The following is a 21,674-nucleotide window of genomic DNA, read 5'->3' as shown; positions in this document are numbered from 1 at the left end:
CCGGGCGCCGGCTCGCTCAGCCGCGCCTGATGGTGATCGTCGTCCAGGCACCGACATGGACCCGGTCGCCGTCGTTCAGCGGCACCGGGACATAGGGCTGGATCGGGTCCTCGGCGCCGTTGATCGTCGTTCCGTTGGTGGACTTCTGGTCCACCACGGCCCACGATCCGTCCGGCTGCTGCACCAGCACGGCGTGCTTGTGCGAGACCCCCGGGTCCTCCGGCGGCACGGAGAGATCGACATCGGGCGACTCGCCGGTGGACTGGCGGCGCCGGCCGATGGTGATCTGATTGCCGACCAGGGGGAGATGCTGCTCGGGCGTGTACGCGGGCATGGTGAGCCCGCTCGCGTCCGGACCGCTGCGCTGCATCATGGCCGTGAAGTACTCGCGGTCCGGCCCGATCACCGCCGTCCAGCCGACCGGCGCCTGATGGTACGAGGGCGGCGACGACTGGTGCTGGCCGGGCGTGGAGCCGTGGTTCTGCCGGCCCGGTCCGGGCGGGAAGGGATCCGACTGCTGCTGATAGCCCTGGTGGCCGCCGTGCTGCGGCTGCGGGGCATGCTGCGGCGGTGCCTGGGGGTGGGACGGCGCCTGGGAGTGCGGCTGCGAGGGCGGCGAGAGCATCCAGTCGTCCACACCGCCCTGCTGGGGCGAACGCTGGGGCTGCTGGTGCTGGGGAGGCGCCGTCGCGGCGGAGTGCTGCGACGGATAGCCGTGCAGCGGGTCCTGATGGCCGCCCTGCCCCGGAATCCCGTGACCGCCGTGCCCCTGATCGTGCGAACCGGGCTGTCCCGGTCCCTGGGGGAACGGCCGTCCCTGCCCGGGCGGGGGCGGGAAGCCATGCGACTGCTGCCCCCGTCCCTCGCCGATCGGCTCGGCGGGCCGGTTCAGCTGGGACGGCCGGGAGATCTGGTAGTCGTACGAATCGGGCTGCCGGCCGGGGCCGAAACCGCCGCCCGGGCTGTCGGAACCCTGCCCCTGCCCCTGCCTGCCCGGCCCATGGCTCTGCTGGCCCGGCGGCGGAGTGGTGAAGCCCGAGGGGAGGTTCAGTCCGCCACCCGCACCGGGCATCGGAGGAGGCGCTATCGGCGTGTACGAGGTGGCCGTGTGCGTCAGGAAGTTGTACCGGCACTCCTCGCAGTACGGCGCCATGGCCTCACGCGGGGTACGGCACTGCGGGCAGAGCTCCGCCTGCGCGGTGGCATGCGGATCCCCGGACGGGCCGGGATATCCGTACGCGGGCGGCGCCCCGGCCCCCGTGGAAGCGCCGGGACCGGCCATGCGGTGGCCGCAGACCTCGCACCAGTCATCGGAACCCGACTGGTGTCCGTTCGGGCAGGTCGGCATGTCGGCGCTTCCCCCTCTCCTCGTCCGGCCCGCGGGCCGTCTCACTCGGTCGAACGTCGATGGTGCTCCGGCGGTCGCGCCACGGTGTGCGCGCCCGCCGGGTCACGGAGTGCGGGACTGTCTCTTCACGCGAACCGTCTTCGTGGAGCGCGTTTCGAGGGTCATCTCGTCGGCTTCCGCGACCCTGGCTTTCAGTCGCACAGTACCCGTCGCCGCGTCGACCACGTCCACCACCTTCGAAAGCAGTTTCGCAGTGTCCTCGTTGCCCGAGGCCGCCGCGAGCTGCACCGCACGGCCGAGACGGGCGGTCGCCGCGTCGAAATCACCCATCTTGCGGGCATCCAGTCCCTGCTGGATGGCCTGGGCCAGCTCGGCCTGCCCGGTGTAGTGCGCGACCTGCGGATTGATGGATGTGGAGGCCGCCATGTCCTCCGTCCAGACCGCGCGGATCAGCCCCTGGGAGAGCACCTGCGGGGTGCCGCCGCCGGGGGCCGGAATGATCAGCGAGGCGCGCGCCGCCAGCATCTCCTGGCCGATCCCGGCCTCCGGCACCTGCACACAGACGTGGTAATCGCGCGATTCGTCACCCCAGGAACCGGTCGGATAATCCCCGGCTCTCGGACCCGCCTCGGTCCGCCGGCCGGTCAGCTCCGCGACCGCGGGCGCCACCTGCTTGACGAATTTGATCTCCACCCCGACCGGGGTCCAGAGCCGCAGCGCCACATCCGCGACCTCCTTGCCCATCGCTTTCTCCATCATGCTGGTGAAGTCGGCGGCGAGTCCGGCCGGATCGGCGACGATGTCGGCGGTGCCGAGCAGCGCGGCGGCGATCCCGGTGACCTCCTTGACCTCCCAGTCGGTGCCGACGCCCCGCGCGTCGCAGGTGAAACGGCCGCTCACCTCGGTCAGCGCCGCCCGCAGATCCTCGGGTGTCTCGTGCTCATTGCGCCCGTCGGTCAGCAGGATGCCGTGCCGGATGTCCCCCGCCGAGCCCGCGAGCAGCCGGTCGGCCAGCCGCAGCCAGGTGCCGATGGCCGTGCCGCCGCCCGGGTTGAGCCGGCGCAGCGACCGCTTGGCCTGCTCCCGGGTGCCGGAGTCCGCGACGGCCAGCCGCCCGCCGCCCGGATAGACCTCGGACGCCAGATGCGTACCCGAGATCACGGCGAACTCCGTGCCGTCGCGCAGGGTTTCGACGGCCGCGGCGGTCGCGTCCCGGGCGTTGCGCATCTTGGTCGGCGGGTACTCCATCGAGCCGGAGCAGTCGACCATGATCACCACCGCGGCGCCGTTGGCCGGTGCCGGTATCCCGGCGGGCGAACCGGAGGCGCCGGCCAGCGGTGCCCCGCCGGTGGTGCCGCCGCCGGTGGAGGTGACGGTGACGATGGCACTCACCTCACGGCCGCCCTCCGGCAGGAATTCGTTCTGATACACCTCGACAGAGAACTGCGGCACCTGGGACTTGGAGAAATTGGCCATCTGAGCGACTCCTTGCGGACTCCACGCGGGGAGTGGTGAGAACTCTGGGTTCGGCGCCCCGTCGCGGGGGCGATGCGGTGGCGCCGGCGGCTTCCGGCCGCCGGTGCCCGGCGCTGTGACGCTCCGGACCGTGCGCGGATCCGGACCGTGCGCGGATCCGGGCGGCGCCGATGGCGGTCCGGCCGGCGGGTGGACGGGCCGGCTCGCGGCACCGGCCGCCCGCTCCGCGCCGGGTACGGGCGCCCGCTCCGGAGCGGGGAATGCCGGTACGGGCCCTGCCCGGTCGCTGGTCCCTCGGCGGGGGACCAGCGGGATTTCCGTGTCGCCGTTCGATCGCGGCGCGGCGCCCGCTCCGGGGCGGGGAGGCGCGCGGGCCTGCGTGCCGGTGCGGGATCGCTGTCCGGCCGCCGGCTCTGCGGCGGGCCGGGTGCCCGTTCCGGGGCGGGGAAGTCCGCGGCCGTTCCTGCCGGTACGGGTCCGTGCCCGGTCGCCCGGTCCGTGACGGAGACACGCCCGGCGGGGGCACGTCCGGAAGCCCGCGCCGCGGCGCGTCCGGGTACTCGCCCCCGGACGGGAACGCGCGCGGACGCGGCTCCCCGCCCGGGGGCGCCGGTGGGCATCAGGCCCGGTGGCGGGTGTCGTGGGCCGGTGCCGGCGCGCCCTGCGGGGTGACCGCGAACGGCAGCACCGCGACGGTCACATTGTCGTGGCCGCCCCCGTCCAGAGCGTGTCCGACCAGGATCTGCGCGCTGTGCAGCGGCCGTTCGGCCGCGTCGGCGGGGATCACCCCGGCCAGCTCGGCGGCGCCCTCCGCGTAATTCCACAGCCCGTCCGTGCAGACCACCACCACACCGGGGCGGTCCGGCTTGAAGGCGGCCGTGTGCGGGTCCAGTTCGTACGCGTCGGCGCCCAGCCAGCCGGTGATGGCGTGGGCGCGCTGGTCCGCGTACGCCTCCGCCTCGTTCATCAGGCCGGCGGCGACCATCTGGGCGGCCCAGGAGTCGTCCTCGGTCAGCCGGGCCGCCGGGGCGCCGCGGTCGTCCGGCACCCAGTAGGCGCGGCTGTCGCCGACCCAGCCGACGATCAGCAGACCGCCGGCCGCGACCGCGCCGACGATGGTGCAGGCCGGCGCGTTGAGCTGGTGGCCGCCCGATTCCAGCGGGTCGCTCGGCGGGGTCTGCCCGGCGAGGGCGGTGACGGCGGACGCGGCGGCCACGATCGCCTCGCGCATGGCCTGCTGGGGGTGGGTGCCCCGGGGCAGGGTGTCGAGCAGCAGCTCATTGGCCGCGATCGCGGCGGCCTGTGACGCCTCGTCGGGACGGGTCGCCGAGGAGACACCGTCGCAGACGATCGCGACCACGGCCGGCGAACCGTCGGGCAGGGCGGTGCTCGACAGCGCGAAGGCGTCCTCATTGCGGTGGTGCCGCAGCCCCCGGTCGCTGACCGCCGCCACCGAGCCCAGCTCCAGCTCCAGATGGTCCCGCTCGCGCGGCTGGGCGTGGCCGCAGTTCTCGCAGTAGCCGTCCGTGTCGACCCGGCCCGAACGGCAGGCCACACAGACCTTCCCGGACGTCGGCGCGGGCGGGGTCACCGCCCGGGGGTCGGCGGGGCCGCCCGCCGGGCGCGGGTCCGGTGCGGCGGTGCCGAACGCGGGTGTCCGGGCGGGCGCGGGCAGTTCGAAGTCCCCGCCGCCGCCGGGCACGTGACCCGGGGCACCCGGGCCGGGCTCCGCGCCGCCCCCGCGCGCGGAGGCGTGCGCACGTGCCCGGGTGCGCGCGTCGAACCCGTTCTCGAACGCGTCGCCCGGCGTGTCGTACCCGCCGTCCGTGCGCCCGTATCCGCCGGCGGACGGGTCGTGTCCCCGGTCCGGGTGTCCGTACTGGCCCGGGACCTGCGGGTCCGGGGTCCGGTCCGGCGCGGCGGGCCCGGCCGCCGGGTGCCGGCCGCCGGGGGTTTCCTCCGGGCCCGGTACGCCGATGGCGAGTGTCGGGTGGTCCGCGGCGGGTGCCGGTACGGCCGCCAGGGCGTACCCGCATGCGCCGCAAAAGCGGTCAGCCCTCTCCAGCGGTTCCGCACAGCCGGGGCACGACGGCTCCCGGGCCGGCTGGTGCATCTGCGACGACATCAATCACACCCACGTCCGGGGGCGGAAGCGGTTGGCACGCTCCACCAGTTCGATCCGCTCCTCGCCGCGCTGGGCGAGCCGGGCGAGTACCCGGTAGGAGCGTTCCAGCCCGAGGCGCAGACCGCGCTCGTCCAGCCCGCTGCCGAGCAGTGTGGTGCTCGAACGCGCCGGTGCGGACGCCGAGGCCCCGGGACTACCGGAGATTACCCAGTCCAGAGCCGTGCCGAGTACTTCGGTGGACAACTGTTCGCGCCGCAGGTGGTCCAGGCCGAACTCCCGCAGTCTCTCCACCTGTCCGGCCGCGGCCGTCAGATCGTCCAGCAGCGGCTCCTGCGGGGCGCGCCGCCGCAGCCGGGAGCGGACGGCCGCGATCCGGGCCGCCGTGTAGTGGATCGACGCCTCCGGAACCGACTCCAGGGTGCGCACGGCACCGCCCCGGTCACCCGCGGCGAGCTGCACCCGGGCCAGGCCGAAGGCGGCGCTGACATAACTGGGATCGGTGGTCCACACCAGCCGGTAGTACTCGGCCGCGTTGTCGAGCTGGCCCAGTATCTCGGCGCACACCCCGAGGGCCAGCTTGGGCGCGGGCTCGCCGGGGAAGGCGTCGTACACCGCGTCGAAGGAGAGCGCGGCGGCCTCGTTGTCCCCGGCGACCAGGGCGGTCAGGCCCCGGTACCAGACCACCCGCCAGTCGTCGGCGTGTTCACCCTCCAGGGTGCGCAGGGTCTCGGCCGCCTGCTCGGTGTCGCCCATCTCCAGCCGGGTGCGCAGTTCGCGCAGCAGGGTCTCCGGGGAGGACGCGGGCACCGAGCGCAGGGCGGTGATCAGCTCCGCGGGGGCCGATGCCAGCAGGCCCGCGAGGAATCCGGCGTTCGGGTCGGCCGGGTCCACATGGGGGACGGGCAGGGCGAGCGCCACGGCCCGGGTGTCGAGCGCGACCAGCCGGGGGATGAGCCGCAGCCCCGGCGCGACGGCGGGGGCGGCCTCACCGGCACCGCCGGCACCGCCGGTACCCGTACTCGTGCCCGTACTCGTGTCCGGTGCCGTGACCGCACCCGTGCCGATCGCGGCCCGGCGTCCGCCCCGGGGCGGACGGGCGCCCAGCGACGAGGCGTCCGCGGGCGGTTCCGCGAAGAGTTCGGTGTCCGCCACCCTCTGCTCGGGGCCGAAGAGGGTGGAGAGCGAGGGCCGGGGGAGGCCCGTCTGGATGGCGACGACCTCCCTCAGCACCCCGGTCAGCTGCTCCGACATCTCCTGGGCCGAGGAGAACCGCCGCGCCGGATCCGGATCCGTCGCCCGCACCAGGAGCCGGTAGTACGACTCATAGGTGCGGAAGACCTCGATGTGCTCCGGATCCGGCAGCGAGTCCGCGAACACATTGGTGTAGCCCTGGAAATCGAAGGTCAGCACGGCCAGGGTCCGTGCCACGGTGTAGAGATCGGAGGCGACCGACGGGCCCACATCGGCGACCTCGGGCGCCTGGTAGCCGACCGTGCCGTAGACCGCCGACTGCTCGTCGTCCATCCGGCGGACCGCGCCCATGTCGATCAGCTTGAGCTCGTCCTGCTTCTGGATCGCGTTGTCGACCTTGAAGTCGCAGTACAGCAGGTGTCTGCTGTGCAGATGGCCGAGCGCCTCCAGCGCCTCGATCCCGTACGCGCACGCCTGCTCCACCGGCAGCGGATCCCGCTTGCCGGTGGCGTCCCGCCGGTCGTTCGCCAGCTCCTTGAGCGACTTGCCGCCGACGTACTCCATCACTATGTAGCCGTCCAGCGAACCCGTCCGCTGGTCCAGGTGCTCGACGAAGTTGTAGATCCGGACGATGTTGGCGTGCTGGATCTCGGCGAGGAAGCGGCGCTCCGAGATGGCCGCCGCCATCGCGTCCTCGTCGCCGGTGTCCAGCAGGCCCTTCAGCACCACCCAGCGCCGGGAGACGGCGAGATCCAGCGCGAGATAGACCCAGCCGAGACCGCCGTGCGCCAGACAGCCCACCACCTCGTACTGGCCGTGCACCAGATCGCCGCCGGTCAGCTTGGGCACGAAGGAGTACGGATGCCCGCACGAGGTGCAGAATCCCTCGGTCCGCCCGGTCTGCGCACCGCGCGAACGCCCCACCGGCGCACCGCACTCGGAGCGGGAGCAGAACCGCTTCCGCTCGGGCACCTCCGGATTCCGCATCACCGCCGACCGCGGATCGTGCAGCGGCACCTCCGGCACCGTGACCAGCCCGGCGCCCAGCCGGTTGCGGCCGGACGCGCCGGTGCTCGCGCCGGAGCTGCGGACCGAGACCGAGCGGCCGGAGGTACTGGAACCGGTCAGCGCCCGGGACAGCCGCCCCGACACCGAACGCCGCGAGGACGACGACCGCGCGGAGGCCCGGGAGGACGCCCGCGACGAGGCCGCGCTGTTCCGGACCGAGACACTGCCGCCGCGCACCCCGCCCGCCGGGACCGGGGCGAGACCGCAGGTGTCGCAGTACAGCTCGCCGCCGCCCATGTCCTCGTAGGAGCCGTCGCAGCCGGCCCGCCCACAGCTCTGCTCTTCACTCATCGGTCCCCCTGCCGTCCGTGGGCCCCTGATTCCCGGTCTCCGCGGATTCCCCCTGGGCCAGGGCTTCCGCCACGGCCCGCTGATAGCGCAGCACCGCCTGATCGGCGACCCGCAGATCACACGGGGCGCTCCAGAGCATCCGGCGGGCCGCGTCGTACCGCTCCACCAGCAGCGGATCCTCCGCGAGACCGTGCCGGGCCACCTTCGCCTTGTACGCGTCGAGCCTGCCGCGCAGCTCCGCCCGTACCGCCAGCGGCGCCGTCACCGCCGTCAGCGACTCACGGGCCCGCAGTAGCTCGTCCTCGGCCTCCGCCTCCAGCGCCTCCAGCAGCGGCGAGAGCCGGTGCCAGCGGGAGTGCCGGCGGAACTCGGCCGCGGTGGAGAGGCGTTCCTGGAGCGCGGTGGGCGGTCCGCTGACGGCGGGCACCTCCGAGGCGGCGATCTTCGCCAGCACCTCGCCGCGCGCGGTCCGGGCCTCGGCCAGGGTGCGATCGGCGCGGGAGAGCACATCGCGGAGCCGCATCAGCCGCTCCTCCGAATCCTGCCGGACCCGCAGCACCGCCTCGATCTCCCGGCGGATGTCCTCCAGGGCGCGCGCCGCCCGGTCGTAGCGGTCGGTGTCGGGGCGCCCGCCGCCCGGCGCGGAACTCCCGGGCGCCGGCCGCCAGAAGGCCAGCGGATCGGAGATCACCTGGGCCCGGAGGGTGGCCAGCTCGTGAGTGATGGCCTCCAGCTCGTCCCCGGAGGGGTGCTCGCCCGGCCGCACCCCGACGGAGTGCGCCAGCGAACGGGTCCGCTGGAGCTCGGCCGAGAGCAGATCGATCCGGGCGGGCAGCGCCGACCAGACGGAGTCCGACGTCACCACCATGTCGAGCGACTTCGCGTAGAGCTCGTTCATCCGGCCGACGAGCTCCTCCAGGGTGAACTCCTCGGCCAGCCTGGCCGGTCCCGTGACCCAGACGACCAGGGGCGCGGCCTGGCTCGACACGGTCACACTGGGGCCGCGCAGCCGCCGGGTCAGCTCCACCAGATCGTCCCGGCCCGGCCAGCGGCGCCGGGAGCGCAGCTCCCTGATCTCGCCGAGGGCTTCGGTGTACGCGTCGAAGTAGTCCCAGAGCATGGTGATCGCCTGCTCCGTCGCGCCCCACCGGTCCTTGGTGACACCGGTCAGCTCGGCGCCCTCCAGCAGTCTGCGGCCCGCGTGGTCCTGAAGGGCCAGCAGAGAGGTCTCGATCGCCTCCTCCTCCGCGCCGAGCCGCGCCAGCGCGCGATCCACCTCGTCCCGGTCCAGCGGCGCACCGGGGCCGGGCACCGACCCGCCGGAGCCGGAATACGAGCCCGCGACGCCCATCGATCACCTCTTTCGTCTGTCGGCCGCCGCGGCGCTCAGCCGCTGCGGTACTTGGGCGCGGGCGGACCGGTGATCCCGGGCAGATCCTCGGCCAGCCACTTCCGGTACGCCGCGGTCCAGTCGCCCTCGCGGTACTCCTCCAGGACCTTGTTCACCCGGCGCACCAGATCGCTCTTGCCGAGCTTGGTGGCCACGCCGTAGTACTCGGTGGTGAAGGGCCTGCCCTTCAGCTCGACCGCCGGGTCCTGGGCGGCCTGGCCGGCGGCGAGCGCGTTGTCGGTGACGACCGCGTCCGCGAGGCCCTCCTGGAGCCGCACCAGACAGTCGAGCTGATTGGGCACGGTCAGGATGTCCTCGTCCCGCGCGGTCCCGTCGTGCTCGTCCTTGAACACCGCGCCGAAGGAGTGCTTCTCCAGGGCGTCATACGCCGTCGAGCCCTCCGCCGAACAGACCCTGCGCCCCTTGAGTGAGGAGTCGTGGCCGGTGATGTCCGAGCCCTTGGAGGCCAGTACCTGCTGTCCGACCTGGAAGTACGCGGTGGAGAAGGCGACCTGCTCGATCCGGGCGCAGTTGATCGTCATGGTGCGCACCACGATGTCGACCGTGCCGTTGTTCAGCGCGGGGATCCGCTGATTGGTGGGTATCGCACGGAAGATGACCGCCTCCGGGCTGCCCAGGATGTCCTCGGCCAGCGCGCGGGCGAGATCGATGTCGAAGCCCTTGAGATCACCGGTGGCGGGATCGCGGTAACCCCAGCGGTAGCTGTTCTGGTCCACTCCGACGATCAGTTTGCCGCGCTTCTTGATCTCCAGGATGTTCGGGCCGTCGGCCGATGACGGTGTCAGCGAGGTCTCCGGCGCCTTGCACTCCGCCGCGGCGGGGGAGGCGGGCGAGAGGGTGCGCACCACGGTGCCGCCGGCGTCCCCGGCGCCGCGGGAGAGCGGCAGCAGGGTGACGGCGGCGGTCAGGGCGCAGGCGATGGCCATCCCCGCGACCCCGCCCCAGCCCCGCAGCCCCGTGCGCCCCCGCCGGGACCCGGCGCCCGGCTCCCGGCCGGACGCGGCCGTGACCGCCCCCGGCTCCCGGGCCGTGCCGTGATCCGTCCGGCCCGCGCCCCGGCGGGACCAGGTGCCCGTGCCCCGGTCGGCGCCGCCGCCCGTGGTGCCGTCGGTGCCGTGGTGCGTTCCGTGCTCCGGCATCTCTCCCCCTCTCACCGGTACTCCGAAAGCCTGCGGTTGATGCCGGCGATCGCCCCCGCGGCGCCCAGCAGCGCCAGGACCGCCGCCCCGGTCGGCAGCCCGCCCAGGGAGTCCCGCCCGTCCCCGGCCGCGCGGGTGAATTCGCGCTGTTCATGGGCGAGGGCTTTCGCGAGCGCCGCGTCGACCGCGTCGAACGACTCCCCGGTGGAGCCCTTCGCGCCGATCACCAGCCGCAGCGCGGCGTCGTACTCACCGGCCTTGTCGGTCTCGCCGACCCGGTCGTGCCGGGAATTCCACTTCGCGACGGCGGCCGTCGCGGCGTCGACCGGCGCCCGCCCCGCGTCGTCCTCCGCGTACCGCCGGGCCAGCTCCAGACCCTCGCCGAGCTTGCGCATACCCGCGTCGTACTCCGTCTCGTACTTGTCGCGCTTGCCGTCGTCGGTGAGCACCGCACCGCGCGCGACCAGGACGAGATTCTCATTGGCCCGGGCCTTCAGGGAGTTGATCCGGGCGTCGGTCAGCACCTTGAGGGAGCGCTGGCCGTGCTCCCGCGCCTCGTCGAGACCGGCGCGGGCCATGGTGTGCCCGGCGGTGAGCCAGAGCAGTACGGCGCCGGCGGCGGCGGTCGCGGCGAGGAGCCCGTGGTTGAAGACCCGGTTGGTGCGCAGATAGGTGCGGCGCTGGGCCCAGACGAGCGCGCCGAGGGTGAGCAGCCCGAGGACGAGCGAGAGGGCCGGCCAGAAGCGGGCGGCGTCCTCGTCCCGGTCGAGCCGGGCGGTCTCCGCGTCGTACAGCCGCTGGGCGGCCGGCAGCAGCACCCGGGTCATCTGCTCATTGGCGAACCGCAGATGGGCGCCGCCGAGCGGCAGCCCCTGCCGGTTGTAGACCCGGGCGGTCTCGATCCGGCCGGTGTACACCGGAAGCTGCTCATTGAGGATGGCTATCTGACGGCCCGACTCGCTCGACCGGTCGGTGTTGGTGGCCGCTTCGATCAGCAGCCGGGAGGCGAGTGCGATGTCCTTGCGGTACCGCTCGCGGACCGCCGCGGGCTCCTTCGCGGCCCCGGCCAGGAATCCGCTGGAGGCGGCGGTGTCGGCGTCGGCCAGTGAGCGGTAGACGGACGCGGCCTCCGCGCTGAGCGGCTGGCTGCGGCTGACCACGTCATCGGCGGCGGACGCCCGTGCGCCGACCTCCGCGGCGGTGACCGCGCCGAAGGCGACCACCATCGCGGCCAGCAGCGCCCCGATGATCTGGAGCCGGCCCGGCTCGGTCGTCGCGGCGACCCGCAGCCGGCGGCGCGCCTCGGCGATCGCGCCCCGCTGCCCGGGAATGCCCCCCGGCCCCCCGGCAGCCGCGGCTCCCGCCGCTCCCGTCACCCCTGCCGCTCTCCCCGTGCCGGACGCCCCGACGGCCGCCGACGGCTCCGCGACCGCGGAACGCACCTGTGGCGGGTGTGTCATCTGACCTCCCCCTGGTCGCTGACGTCGGCCCGCGCCCCGGCGGGTCGATGAGAAATGCCCCTGGCCCGCAGTATGGCCGTGATGGCCGACAACCACAGCCGGCTTGACTCGATCTTGTGTGATCGCCCCCGAACCCGCGGTGATTTCCCACCTGAATACGCTTCGGACGCGTGATCGGTTCCCTCCGCGCGGACACCGGAATTCCCGCCCTCGGCCCGGGTCTTGCCCGAACCGCCCGCGGGCGGCCGGGCCGGGACGGGGCAGGGCGCGCGCGGGGCATCCGCCGGGCGGCGCGGGGGTGTTCGGGCCGCCCTCCCGCGCGGCGGCGGGGCGGAGCCCGCAACAGCTCTCCCCGTACCGGCCGGAGCCGGTACGGGGAGCGGGCGAGAGGGAACAGGGGGAGGGTCCGGCTACCGGTAGTGCTCCCGCAGCCGGGTGCGGGCCGTATCCGGCGCGCCGATGTGGTCGAACCCCAGCAGCGCCGCCCCCAGGACCGGGGGCGCCGTCACGACCCCGATCACCGCCTTGGGCGCCCGCTCCGCGAGGAGGGCGCGCACCTGGGTGTCGAGCTCCGGATGGCGGGCCGCCAGCACACTGCCGCCCAGCAGCACCGGGGCCTCCTCGTCGAGCAGGCCCAGCCGGGTCAGCGCGACCGAGGCCATGGCCACGACCTCCTCCGCCAGCCGCCGCACCAGCGACCGGGCGATCGGGTCGCCGGACGCGCTGGTGACGAAGAGCACCGGGGTCAGCTCGTGCGTACGGGCATAGGGGATGTCGCCCCGGTGCAGCGCCTCGATCAGCTCGTACATCGAGTTGAGGCCGAAGTGGCCGGGCAGGGTGCGGACCAGCTCCGTCGGCTCGCCCCGGCCGTCCTCGGCGCGGGCGGCATGCCACAGGGACTCCTCGGCCAGGCCCTGCCCGCCGCCCCAGTCCCCGGAGAGCTTCCCTATCGCCGGGAAGCGCGCGGTGCGGCCGTCGGGGAGCATGCCGACGCAGTTGATGCCCGCGCCGCAGACCACGGCCACGCCCCGGGGCTCGTCCACCCCGGCCCGCAGGATCGCGAAGGTGTCGTTGCGCACCTCGACGGTGCGTCCCCACCCCCGGGCCGCGAGCGCGGCGGCCAGTTCCTTCTCCTCCACCGGGAGATCGGCGTTGGCGAGGCAGGCCGACACATGCTCGACCCGCTCCACGGTCCGCCCGTGCGCACTCGCCAGATGCAGTGCCTCCCCGACCGTGAGGGCGAGGACGTCGACCGCCGCGTTGACGCCGAGCTTCGGCGGCTGGAAGCCGCGCCGGCCGCGCACCGAGGCGAGCACCGTTCCGTCGGCGGCGACGACCGCCACATCCGTCTTGCTGTTGCCCGCGTCGATCGCGAGCACCGCGGCGGATTCCGGGCCGGTGCCCGGAACCGACGCGGCGGGTGAATCGGTCATGCCCACGCGAAGTGCTCCCGGTTGTGCGCGATCAGCTTGTCGGTGAGCGCCTCGGCGTACTCGAACTGGCCGGTCAGCGGGTGCGAGAGCAGCGCCTTGAAGACCCGGTCGCGACCGCCGCGCAGCGCCGCGTCCAGCGCCAGGTCCTCATAGGCGGTGACATGGGAGATCAGCCCCGCGAAGAGCGGGTCCACCGCCGGTACGGGCAGCGGGCGCGCGCCCTCGGCGCCCACGGCGGCCTGCACCTCGATCACGGCGTCGTCCGGGAGGAAGGGGAGCGTGCCGTCATTGCGGGTGTTCACCACCTGGTACGGGCTGCCGCCCCCGCCGAGCAGCGCGGCGGCGAGATCCACCGCCGCCTCCGAGTAGAAGGCCCCGCCGCGCTTGGCGAGCAGCTCCGGCTTGGTGTCCAGGGCGGGATCCCCGTACATCTCCAGGAGCTCCTTCTCCATGGCCGCGACCTCGGCCGCCCGGGAGGGCTTGGTGGCCAGCTCCCGCACGACCTCGTCGTGGGCGTAGAAGTAGCGCAGATAGTACGAGGGGACCACGCCGAGCCGGCCGATCAGCTCGGCCGGCAGATGGAGGTCCGCGGCGATCGTGCCGCCGTGCTCGGCCAGCAGCTTCGGCAGTACGTCGGCGCCCTCCGGGCCGCCGATCCGGACCCCGGTCTCCCAGGTCAGATGGTTGAGCCCGATGTGGTCGAGATGGACTTCGGAGGGGGCGACGTCCAGCAGCTTGGCGAATTTGCGCTGGAAGCCGATGGCGACATTGCAGAGCCCGACGGCCTTGTGCCCGGCCCGGAGCAGCGCCCTGGTCACGATGCCCACCGGGTTGGTGAAGTCGATGATCCAGGCGTCGGGGTTGGCCCGCCGCACCCGCTCGGCGATGTCGAGCACCACGGGGACGGTGCGCAGCGCCTTGGCGAGTCCGCCGGCGCCGGTGGTCTCCTGCCCGACGCAGCCGCACTCCAGCGGCCAGGTCTCGTCCTTGAGCCGGGCCGCCTGGCCGCCGACGCGGAGCTGGAGCAGTACGGCGTCGGCGTCCGCGACCCCCGCGTCCACATCGGACGTGGTGGTGATGGTGCCGCTGTGGCCCTGCCTGGCGAAGATCCGCCGTGCCAGCCCGCCGACGAGTTCCAGCCGGTCGGCGGCCGGGTCGATGAGCACCAGCTCGCTGATCGGGAGGGTGTCCCGCAGCCTGGCGAAGCCGTCGATCAACTCGGGCGTATAGGTGGACCCGCCACCCACGACTGCGAGCTTCATATTCTCTCTCTAGCCCTTCACTCCGGTCAGTGTCACGCCTTCGACAAACGCCTTCTGGGCGAAGAAGAAGACGACGATCACAGGGGCCATGACCAGTACGGTCGCGGCCATGGTCAGATTCCAGTCGGTCTGGTGCGCTCCCTTGAACGATTCCAGTCCATAACTGAGTGTCCATGCGCCCGGGTTCTCGGACGCGTAGATCTGCGGGCCGAAGTAGTCGTTCCAGGCGTAGAAGAACTGGAACAGAGCCACCGCGGCGATCCCCGGCTTGGCCATGGGCAGGACGACCTTCAGCAGGGTGCGCAGCTCGCCGCAGCCGTCCACCCGCGCCGAGTCGAGATACTCATTGGGGATGGTGAGCAGGAACTGCCGCAACAGGAATATCGCGAACGCGTCCCCGAACGCCATCGGGATGATCAGCGGCCACAGGGTCCCGGTGAGCCCCATCTGCTTGGCCCAGAACAGATACATCGGAACGATGATCACCTGGGGCGGCAGCATCATCATGGAGATGACGAGCATCATCGTCAGCCGCTGCCCGCGGAAGCGGAATTTGGCGAGGGCGTACGCCACCGGGATCGACGAGACCACCGTCAGCACGGTCCCGGCGCCGGCGTAGAGCAGGGTGTTCCGCCACCAGGTGAGGAATCCCGGGGTGTTGAGGACGGTGCTGTAGTTGCTCCACTCCCAGGTGTCCGGGATGAGATCGCGCGACAGTGTCTGCTGGCCGCTCATCAGCGAGGTCAGCGCGACGAAGACGAAGGGGAGGACGAAGAAGAGCGCCGCCGCTATGCCGAGCGAGTGCACGGCGATCCAGTGGAGCAGGGTCTTGCGCCGGGCGGTGCGCGCGGCGGGGGTGAGCGTTCCCGTGCGTCCGCCCGGGCGTCGTTCGGTCACCTGTGCCATGGTTCAGTCACCCACTCGGATGAGGCCGCTGCGGCGGCGCATCAGCAGCGCGGTGAAGGCCATCGCGAGGACGAACAGCACCAGGGATATGACCGCCGCCGAGCCGTAGTCGAAGCGCTGGAAACCGGCGTTGTAGATGGTGTGCGGCAGGGTGAGGGTGGATTTCTCCGGGTAGCCGGGTTCGAATTGCTGCCCGCTGCCGCCGATCACCCCGGAGGCGATCTTCGCGGCCACCATGGGCTGGGTGTAGTACTGCATGGTCGCGATCACTCCGGTGACCACCGCGAAGAGCACGATGGGGGAGATGTTCGGCAGGGTGACGAAGCGGAATCGCTGCCAGGCGGACGCGCCGTCCAGCTCCGCCGCCTCGTACTGCTCCTTCGGCACGTCGAGCAGCGCCGCCATGAAGATCACCATCAGATCGCCGACACCCCAGAGCGCCAGCATGGTGAGCGCGGGCTTGGACCAGTCGGAATCCGTGAACCAGGCCGGGGCGGGAATCCCGATTCCCTCCAGAATGGTGTTCACCGGCCCGGTGCCGGGGTTGAGAAGGAAGACGAAGGCGAGCGTCGCGGCCACCGGCGGGGCGAGATAGGGCAGGTAGAACAGGGTGCGGAAGACGCCGGTACCCGTCTTGATCTTGGTGATCAGCAGTCCGATGCCCAGCCCGAAGATCACCCGGAAGGTGACCATCACCAGCACCAGCCACAGGGTGTTCCGCAGGGCCGGCCAGAACAGCGGATAGTCGTTGAAGACGTAGGACCAGTTGTCCAGTCCGTTGAAGACGGGCGGCCGGAAGCCGTCGTATTTCATGAAGGAGAAGTAGACGGTGGACACGAGCGGATAGGCGAAGAAGAAACTGAAGCCGATCAGCCAGGGCGACATGAACGCCAGGGTCCGAAGCGCCGACCGGCGGCGCTTCGAACGCGGGGTGTGCGTGGTCATGGGGTTCCGGTCCCGCTACTTCAGCTTCGCGATATCGGTGTCGATCTGCGTGGCCGCCTTCTCCAGTGCCGCCTGCAGATCCTTCACCTTGCCCGACTCGTAGCGGAAGCCGACGTCCTGAAGCGTCAGATGGTAGGTACCGGCATCCACATTGGCGGGGCTGGTGTTGGACTTCGGGTGCTGGGCGATGTCGATGAAGGTCTGGAACGCGGGGTCGTGCTTCAGATCGGGCGACTTCAGCGCCTCGATGGTGGAGGGCACATTGCGGATGCCGTTGGAGAAGGCCACCACCGCGTCGGTGTCCGTGGTCATGTACTTCACCAGCTCCCACGCGGCGTTCTGCTTCTTGCTGGTGGAGGCGATCCCGATGATGGTCCCGGAGAGATAGCCCTTGCCGTAGTCCGCGGCCTGGTCGTCGGCGACCGGCAGCGGCGCGGTGCCGATCTCGAATTTCACCCCGGCGTCCTTGGCCATGCCGAGCCGCCACTCACCGTCCAGCTGCATGGCGACCTGGCCCGTGTGGAAGGGGTGCTTGGCCCCCCATTCGTCGCCGAAGGTGTTCCGGTACCGGTCCAGCTTCTTGAAGCCGCCGAGCTTGTCCACCAGGCTCTTCTGATAGGTCAGCATCTTGGCGAACGCCGGGTCCCTGGCCACATTCGACTTGCCCTCGGCGTCGAAGTAGGTCGGTGACCACTGCGGGACATAGTGCGAGATCGTCGTCTCGTAGCCGTGGTAATTCGGCATGAATCCGAGCTGCTCGTAGCCCGCGCCCTTGGGCTTGGTGAGCTTCGCCGCGACCTCGGTGAATTCACTCCAGGTCTTCGGCGGCGCGGCGATCCCGGCCGCCTTGAACGCGTCCTTGTTGTAGTAGAGGCCGTAGGCGTCGCTCAGCAGCGGCAGCGCGCACTGGTTTCCCTCGAACTGCGTGTAGTCGAGCAGCGGCTTGTGGAAGACCTTGGCCGCGTCGATCTTCGACTTCTTCAGGAAGGGGTTGAGATCGGTGAAGGCGCCCGAGGAGCAGAAGGAGCCGACCCTGGTGGTGGAGAACGACGACACGACATCGGGAGCCTTGGGGCCGCCCGCCCGCAGCGCCTGGTTGATCTTGTCGTCGGTCATATTGCCGACGACCTTGACCTTGATGTTCTTGTGCGCGGCCATGAAGCGGTCGACATTGTCCTGCATCGCCTTGACCTCACTGGGCGCGGACCAGCCGTGCCAGAGGGTCAGCGTGGTCTCGGCGTTGGGGTCGTCGGCCGCGGCGCTGCCCTCGGACGATCCCGTACAGGCCGAGGCGAAGAGGGCGATGGCCGCGGTGGCGGCGAGGGCGGCGGCGGATTTCCTGGTGCGTATGGACATGGCGGTGTCTGACTCCCTGTGTCGAGTGTGAGGAGCGAGGGGGGTGTGCCTGTCGTTCTCCGAGCGGTTCGCTACGCGGTGCAGGTGGTGCCGTGGTGCCGTATGGGACAGGGGACGGGGGACGGGGGCGGTGTCAGCGGGAGGTGTCGAAGACTTCGTCCCGGGTGGCGGCCAGGGCGCTCTCCAGCGCCCCGCGCAGTACGGGGTGTTCGCGTACGGAGCCGAGCACCAGCCGCGGGCGCGGCGCGGCCAGCTCGGCGAGTTCCGCCCGGACCCGGGCGCGCAGCGGCTCGCCGCCCGCCGCGATGGCCTCCCCGGAGAGAACCACCAGCTCCGGATCGAGCACCGCGACCATGGAGGCGAGGCCGGTCGCCAGGCCGGTGGCGTACTGGTCGAGGAATTCCTTGTACGGGCCTTCGCCCGACTCGGCGGCCCGGGCCACCAGCTCGCCCGCCACCTCCGTGTAGTGGCCCTGCCGGACAGCGGGCACCCCGAGCCGGCGGGCCAGCCGGGGAAGCACCTGGGCACCGGCCAGCTCCTGGAAGCCGCCGCTGTTGGCCCGGGTCACATGGCGCACCAGCGGGGTGCCCGGCACCGGCAGGAAGCCGACCTCGCCGGCGCCGCCGGTGAAGCCCCGGTGCAGCCGTCCGCCGATCACGACGGCCGCGCCCAGGCCCTCCTCGTTCCAGAGCAGGATGAAGTTCTCGTGTCCCCGCGCGGCGCCGAGCCGCTGTTCGGCGACGGCGGCCAGATTGACATCGTTCTCGTACTCGACGGGCATCGGCAGCCCCGCCGCCAGTTCCTCCAGCAGTCCGGCCGAGTGCCAGCCGGGCAGATGGGAGGCGTACCGCAGCCGCCCGGTGGAGGGGTCGAAGGCGCCCGGTGTGGCGATGACCAGCCGCCGGACATCGGTCCGGGCCAGCCCGGCGGCCCCGACCGCCCCGTCCAGCGCCGCGGTGACCTGCTCCACGGCGGTCGCGGTGCGCCGCCGCGGGGTGGGCAGTTCGAACTCGCCGACCGTGGCGCCGGTGAGGTCGGCGACGGCGGCCCGGATCCGCAGCGGGGTGACGTCCACCCCGGCGGCGTGCGCGGCCCGGGCGTTGATCGCGTACAGCTGGGCGCCGGGCCCCGGCCGGCCCGCCGTGGTGCCGGTGGCGACGACCAGCCCGGCCGCCTCCAGCCGGGCCAGCAGCTGGGAGGCGGTGGGCTTGGAGAGCCCGGTCAGGTTCCCGATCCTGGTCCGGGAGAGGGGCCCGTGCTCCAGCAGCAGATCGAGCGCGGTCCGGTCGTTCATGGCGCGGAGCACCCGGGGGGTGCCCGGTGTGGTCACCGGGGACGCCCCGGGCGCACCGGGGGTGGTCCCGTGCGCGGTACCGGTCACCGTGACGCACCCGCCCTTCGCTGCCGCCGACGTCCTGACCTGGATTGTTAGGAAAGTTTCCTATTCGGATGGGAGGAAACTAAGCCGTGGATCGGGAGGCCGTCAATGGGCCGTGCCCGCGAGGCAATCAATCCGTTACCCGGGATCCGAGCGAGGCCGCCGTTTTCCGTACTCTGAACCCTGGGACATTGGGGTTCCGCGAGAGCAGAGGAGGCGCTGTGACCGTGATGGCCGATCGCCCCCAGATGCTGCCGGATGAGTTCGAAGCAGCGGCCCGAGCCCTGGCGCGTGAGGTCGAGGGTCTGCGCGCGGAATTCATCCACGGAAAGATGGGGGTCAAGCCGGCGCCCGATGGTGACCACGAGCGCATCATTCAGTGGCTCATCCGGACATGTATGCAGCATCGGCCGGAGCTGTGGCTGTCCACCGGGCAGGGGTTGCGGATCGAGCCCTACCGCAAGGGCCACGCCCGGCCGGATGGGACCCTCGCGCACTCCGAGGCTTTCGTCGGCGCGGGTGAATGGGCCGATCCGGAACCAGTGCTCATGGCAGTGGAGATCACGTCCTACGACACCGACACCGACCGGCGTGACCGAGTGGACAAGCCGCGTGCCTACGCGGCCACGGGGATTCCGGTGTATCTGCTGATCGACCGGGACAGCTGCGAGGTCAAGGTGCACAGCCTGCCCGACGGGACCCGGTACGAGAGTGTGCTGACCGTGCCCTTCGGCAAGGGCATCGACCTCCCGGATCCCGTGGGCATCCCACTGGAGACGGAGCCCCTCAAGAACTGGGTCCGCTGACCGGAGCGGAACGGCGGGGCACAACCGTCATGGTTGTGCCCCGCCCTCCACAGTCGAGGGGCCGGGGTCACTTCGCCAGATTCGGCCCCTGCGGTATCGGCGCCGCCGCCAGCGACTGCGGCGAGGTCGGGCTGGCCAGCGCGGACGGCGGGGCGACCCCTGCCGACGGGTCGGCGGACGCCTCGTCCACGGCCTGCGGGAGACCGCCCACGATCCGGATGCCCGCCGCGTCGAACGCCTGTTTGATCCGCCAGCGCAGCTCCCGCTCCACCCCGAGCGCCTTCCCGGGCATGGTCTTCGCCGAGATCCTGATCGTCATCGAGTCCAGCAGCACCTCCGTCAGACCCAGGATCTCCACCGGGCCCCACAGCTGCTCGTTCCACGGCTCCGACTTGGCGATCTCCTCGGCCACCTCGCCGATCACCGAGCGCACCCGCTCCAGATCCTCGGACGGGCGGACCGCCACATCGACCGTCCCGGTCGCCCAGCCCTGGCTGAGGTTGCCGATCCGCTTGATCTCGCCGTTGCGGACGTACCAGATCTCGCCGTCGTCGCCGCGCAGCTTGGTGACCCGCAGACCGACCTCGATGACCTCGCCCGAGGCCACCCCCGCGTCCACGCTGTCGCCGACTCCGTACTGATCCTCCATGATCATGAAGACGCCGGAGAGGAAGTCGGTGACCAGGTTGCGCGCGCCGAAGCCGATCGCCACACCGGCCACACCGGCCGAGGCCAGCAGCGGGGCGAGATCGATCTTGAAGGCGCCGAGGATCATCAGCCCGGCCGTGCCCAGGATCACGAACGACGCCACCGAGCGCAGCACCGAGCCGATCGCCTCCGAGCGCTGCCGCCGACGTTCCGCGTTGACCAGCAGACCGCCGAGCGCGGTGCCCTCCACCGCCTGGGCGGAACGGTTCATCCGCGCTATCAGCTTGGTCAGCGCGCGGCGCACCAGCATCCGCAGCACCAGCGCGACCACCAGGATCAGGGCGATACGGAGGCTGGTGTTCAGCCAGGTGGACCAGTTCTGCTCCACCCAGCCCGCGGCGTCCTCCGCGTGCCGGGCCGCCTCGTCCAGCGATACGGGTGCCTCCGGCGGGGCCGCCGGGTCATCGGCGGCCAGCACGGCGGACAGCGGGATCCCTGTCACGTGGGAGAACCTCCTGGCATGGCGTACGGCTGGCCAACCACCCTAACGGGGCATCCCGCCCGGCCTTCTTGTTCTGTTCCCCGGAGAGACAAGTCTCACCAGGGAGGAAGCCGGGGACGAATACGGCGGCCCCGGCGTTGTGGATGTTGTGGACGATCACACCAGCCGGTGAGCCGCCCGCACCCCCGGGTGTGGTCGAAAACACTTCGAGCCCGTTACCACTACGTGGTGGCGCTCGTCCCTGGCCTGAGGGGAGACTGGGAACAGATCGTCCCGGCGCGAGCCACGCGCCGCCGGCGTACAAGGAGGCATCCGCCGTGCCGCACGTCCTGGTCCTCAACGCGTCGTACGAGCCCCTCGGCGTCGTACCGCTCCGCCGCGCGCTCGTCCTCGTCCTGGAGAACAAGGCCCTCTGCCTGGAGGAGTCCGGCGCCTTCATGCACAGCGCCACCCGTGTCGTCGCCGCCCCCAGCGTCGTCCGGCTCAAGCGGTTCGTCCGGGTGCCCTACCGGGGCCCCGTCCCCCTCACCCGCAAAGCGCTCTTCGCCCGCGACGGCGGGCGCTGCATGTACTGCGGTGGCGTCGCAACCAGCGTCGACCATGTCATTCCGCGCAGCCGGGGCGGACAGCACGTCTGGGACAACGTGGTCGCGGCCTGCCGCCGCTGCAACCACGTCAAAGCCGACCGGCATCTGCTGGAGCTGGGGTGGCGGCTGCGGCATCAACCCGCCCCGCCGAGCGGGCTCGCCTGGCGGATCATCGGGACCGGACACCGGGACCCCCGCTGGCTCCCGTACCTCCAACCGTACGGCGCGGAAGACGCGATGGCCCGGATCGACGGCATCTCTGCCTGAGATCGGGCTTCTTTGTTTTACGGGCGCCGCCGCCGGGCGCCGCCGTCCGCCGGGCGGCGCCCCGGCCCCGCGGCG

16 protein-coding genes are annotated in these 21,674 nt (G+C 72.0%); 2 read left to right on the top strand and 14 right to left on the bottom strand.

Annotated features, from left to right (window positions below):
• Positions 1–16: 16 nt before the first annotated feature.
• The 13 genes from AAFN69_RS08510 to AAFN69_RS08450 form a co-directional block, all read right to left on the bottom strand.
• Positions 17–1,348 (bottom strand): FHA domain-containing protein, encoded by a 1,332-nt coding sequence (locus AAFN69_RS08510; RefSeq protein WP_347727731.1) that lies wholly within the window; start codon positions 1,346–1,348, stop codon positions 17–19.
• Positions 1,349–1,450: 102 nt separating this feature from the next.
• Positions 1,451–2,824: a VWA domain-containing protein gene (locus AAFN69_RS08505; protein WP_347727730.1), complete on the bottom strand. Its 1,374-nt coding sequence runs from the start codon at positions 2,822–2,824 to the stop codon at positions 1,451–1,453.
• Positions 2,825–3,443: 619 nt separating this feature from the next.
• Entirely contained in the window at positions 3,444–4,949 is a 1,506-nt protein-coding gene (locus AAFN69_RS08500; RefSeq protein ID WP_347727729.1) for a PP2C family serine/threonine-protein phosphatase, read from the bottom strand.
• Positions 4,950–4,952: 3 nt separating this feature from the next.
• On the bottom strand, positions 4,953–7,499 hold the full coding sequence (locus AAFN69_RS08495) for a tetratricopeptide repeat protein (protein WP_347727728.1): 2,547 nt from the start codon (positions 7,497–7,499) through the stop codon (positions 4,953–4,955).
• Complete coding sequence (locus tag AAFN69_RS08490) at positions 7,492–8,850, bottom strand: hypothetical protein (RefSeq protein WP_347727727.1); 1,359 nt, start codon at positions 8,848–8,850, stop codon at positions 7,492–7,494. Before AAFN69_RS08490 ends, AAFN69_RS08495 begins: the two co-directional genes overlap by 8 nt.
• Positions 8,851–8,885: 35 nt before the next feature.
• Positions 8,886–10,049 (bottom strand): glutamate ABC transporter substrate-binding protein, encoded by a 1,164-nt coding sequence (locus AAFN69_RS08485; RefSeq protein WP_347727726.1) that lies wholly within the window; start codon positions 10,047–10,049, stop codon positions 8,886–8,888.
• Positions 10,050–10,060: 11 nt separating this feature from the next.
• Positions 10,061–11,509 (bottom strand): hypothetical protein, encoded by a 1,449-nt coding sequence (locus AAFN69_RS08480; protein WP_347727725.1) that lies wholly within the window; start codon positions 11,507–11,509, stop codon positions 10,061–10,063.
• A 410-nt stretch (positions 11,510–11,919) separates the two neighbouring features.
• Complete coding sequence (locus AAFN69_RS08475; protein WP_347727724.1) at positions 11,920–12,942, bottom strand: BadF/BadG/BcrA/BcrD ATPase family protein; 1,023 nt, start codon at positions 12,940–12,942, stop codon at positions 11,920–11,922.
• Complete coding sequence (locus AAFN69_RS08470; protein WP_347727723.1) at positions 12,939–14,204, bottom strand: 6-phospho-beta-glucosidase; 1,266 nt, start codon at positions 14,202–14,204, stop codon at positions 12,939–12,941. The genes AAFN69_RS08475 and AAFN69_RS08470 overlap by 4 nt, the downstream gene beginning before the upstream one ends.
• A 9-nt stretch (positions 14,205–14,213) precedes the next feature.
• A complete protein-coding gene (locus tag AAFN69_RS08465; RefSeq protein WP_347727722.1) occupies positions 14,214–15,110 on the bottom strand; it encodes a carbohydrate ABC transporter permease in 897 nt (298 codons plus the stop codon).
• Between the two features lie 3 nt (positions 15,111–15,113).
• A complete protein-coding gene (locus tag AAFN69_RS08460) occupies positions 15,114–16,055 on the bottom strand; it encodes a sugar ABC transporter permease (RefSeq protein ID WP_347727721.1) in 942 nt (313 codons plus the stop codon).
• 15 nt (positions 16,056–16,070) lie between these two features.
• Positions 16,071–17,411 carry an ABC transporter substrate-binding protein gene (locus AAFN69_RS08455; protein WP_347727720.1) on the bottom strand — a complete coding sequence of 447 codons (1,341 nt, stop codon included), beginning with the start codon at positions 17,409–17,411 and terminating at the stop codon, positions 16,071–16,073.
• Between the two features lie 133 nt (positions 17,412–17,544).
• Positions 17,545–18,705 carry an ROK family transcriptional regulator gene (locus tag AAFN69_RS08450; protein ID WP_347728084.1) on the bottom strand — a complete coding sequence of 387 codons (1,161 nt, stop codon included), beginning with the start codon at positions 18,703–18,705 and terminating at the stop codon, positions 17,545–17,547.
• Positions 18,706–19,010: 305 nt separating this feature from the next.
• Here AAFN69_RS08450 and AAFN69_RS08445 point away from each other — a divergent pair, with 305 nt between their 5' ends.
• Entirely contained in the window at positions 19,011–19,595 is a 585-nt protein-coding gene (locus tag AAFN69_RS08445) for a Uma2 family endonuclease (protein WP_347727719.1), read from the top strand.
• Between the two features lie 67 nt (positions 19,596–19,662).
• Here the strand turns inward: AAFN69_RS08445 and AAFN69_RS08440 are convergent, their stop codons facing one another.
• Positions 19,663–20,736 carry a mechanosensitive ion channel family protein gene (locus tag AAFN69_RS08440; RefSeq protein ID WP_347728083.1) on the bottom strand — a complete coding sequence of 358 codons (1,074 nt, stop codon included), beginning with the start codon at positions 20,734–20,736 and terminating at the stop codon, positions 19,663–19,665.
• Positions 20,737–21,062: 326 nt separating this feature from the next.
• On the opposite strand from AAFN69_RS08440, the gene AAFN69_RS08435 reads away from it, so the two are divergent.
• Positions 21,063–21,599 carry an HNH endonuclease gene (locus AAFN69_RS08435; RefSeq protein ID WP_347727718.1) on the top strand — a complete coding sequence of 179 codons (537 nt, stop codon included), beginning with the start codon at positions 21,063–21,065 and terminating at the stop codon, positions 21,597–21,599.
• The last annotated feature ends 75 nt before the right edge of the window (positions 21,600–21,674 follow it).

This window comes from Streptomyces sp. CAU 1734, assembly GCF_039888735.1.
GTDB lineage: Bacteria > Actinomycetota > Actinomycetes > Streptomycetales > Streptomycetaceae > Streptomyces.
Note: the sequence above shows the minus strand (reverse complement) of the source record. Positions and strands in the feature narration are given on the sequence as shown.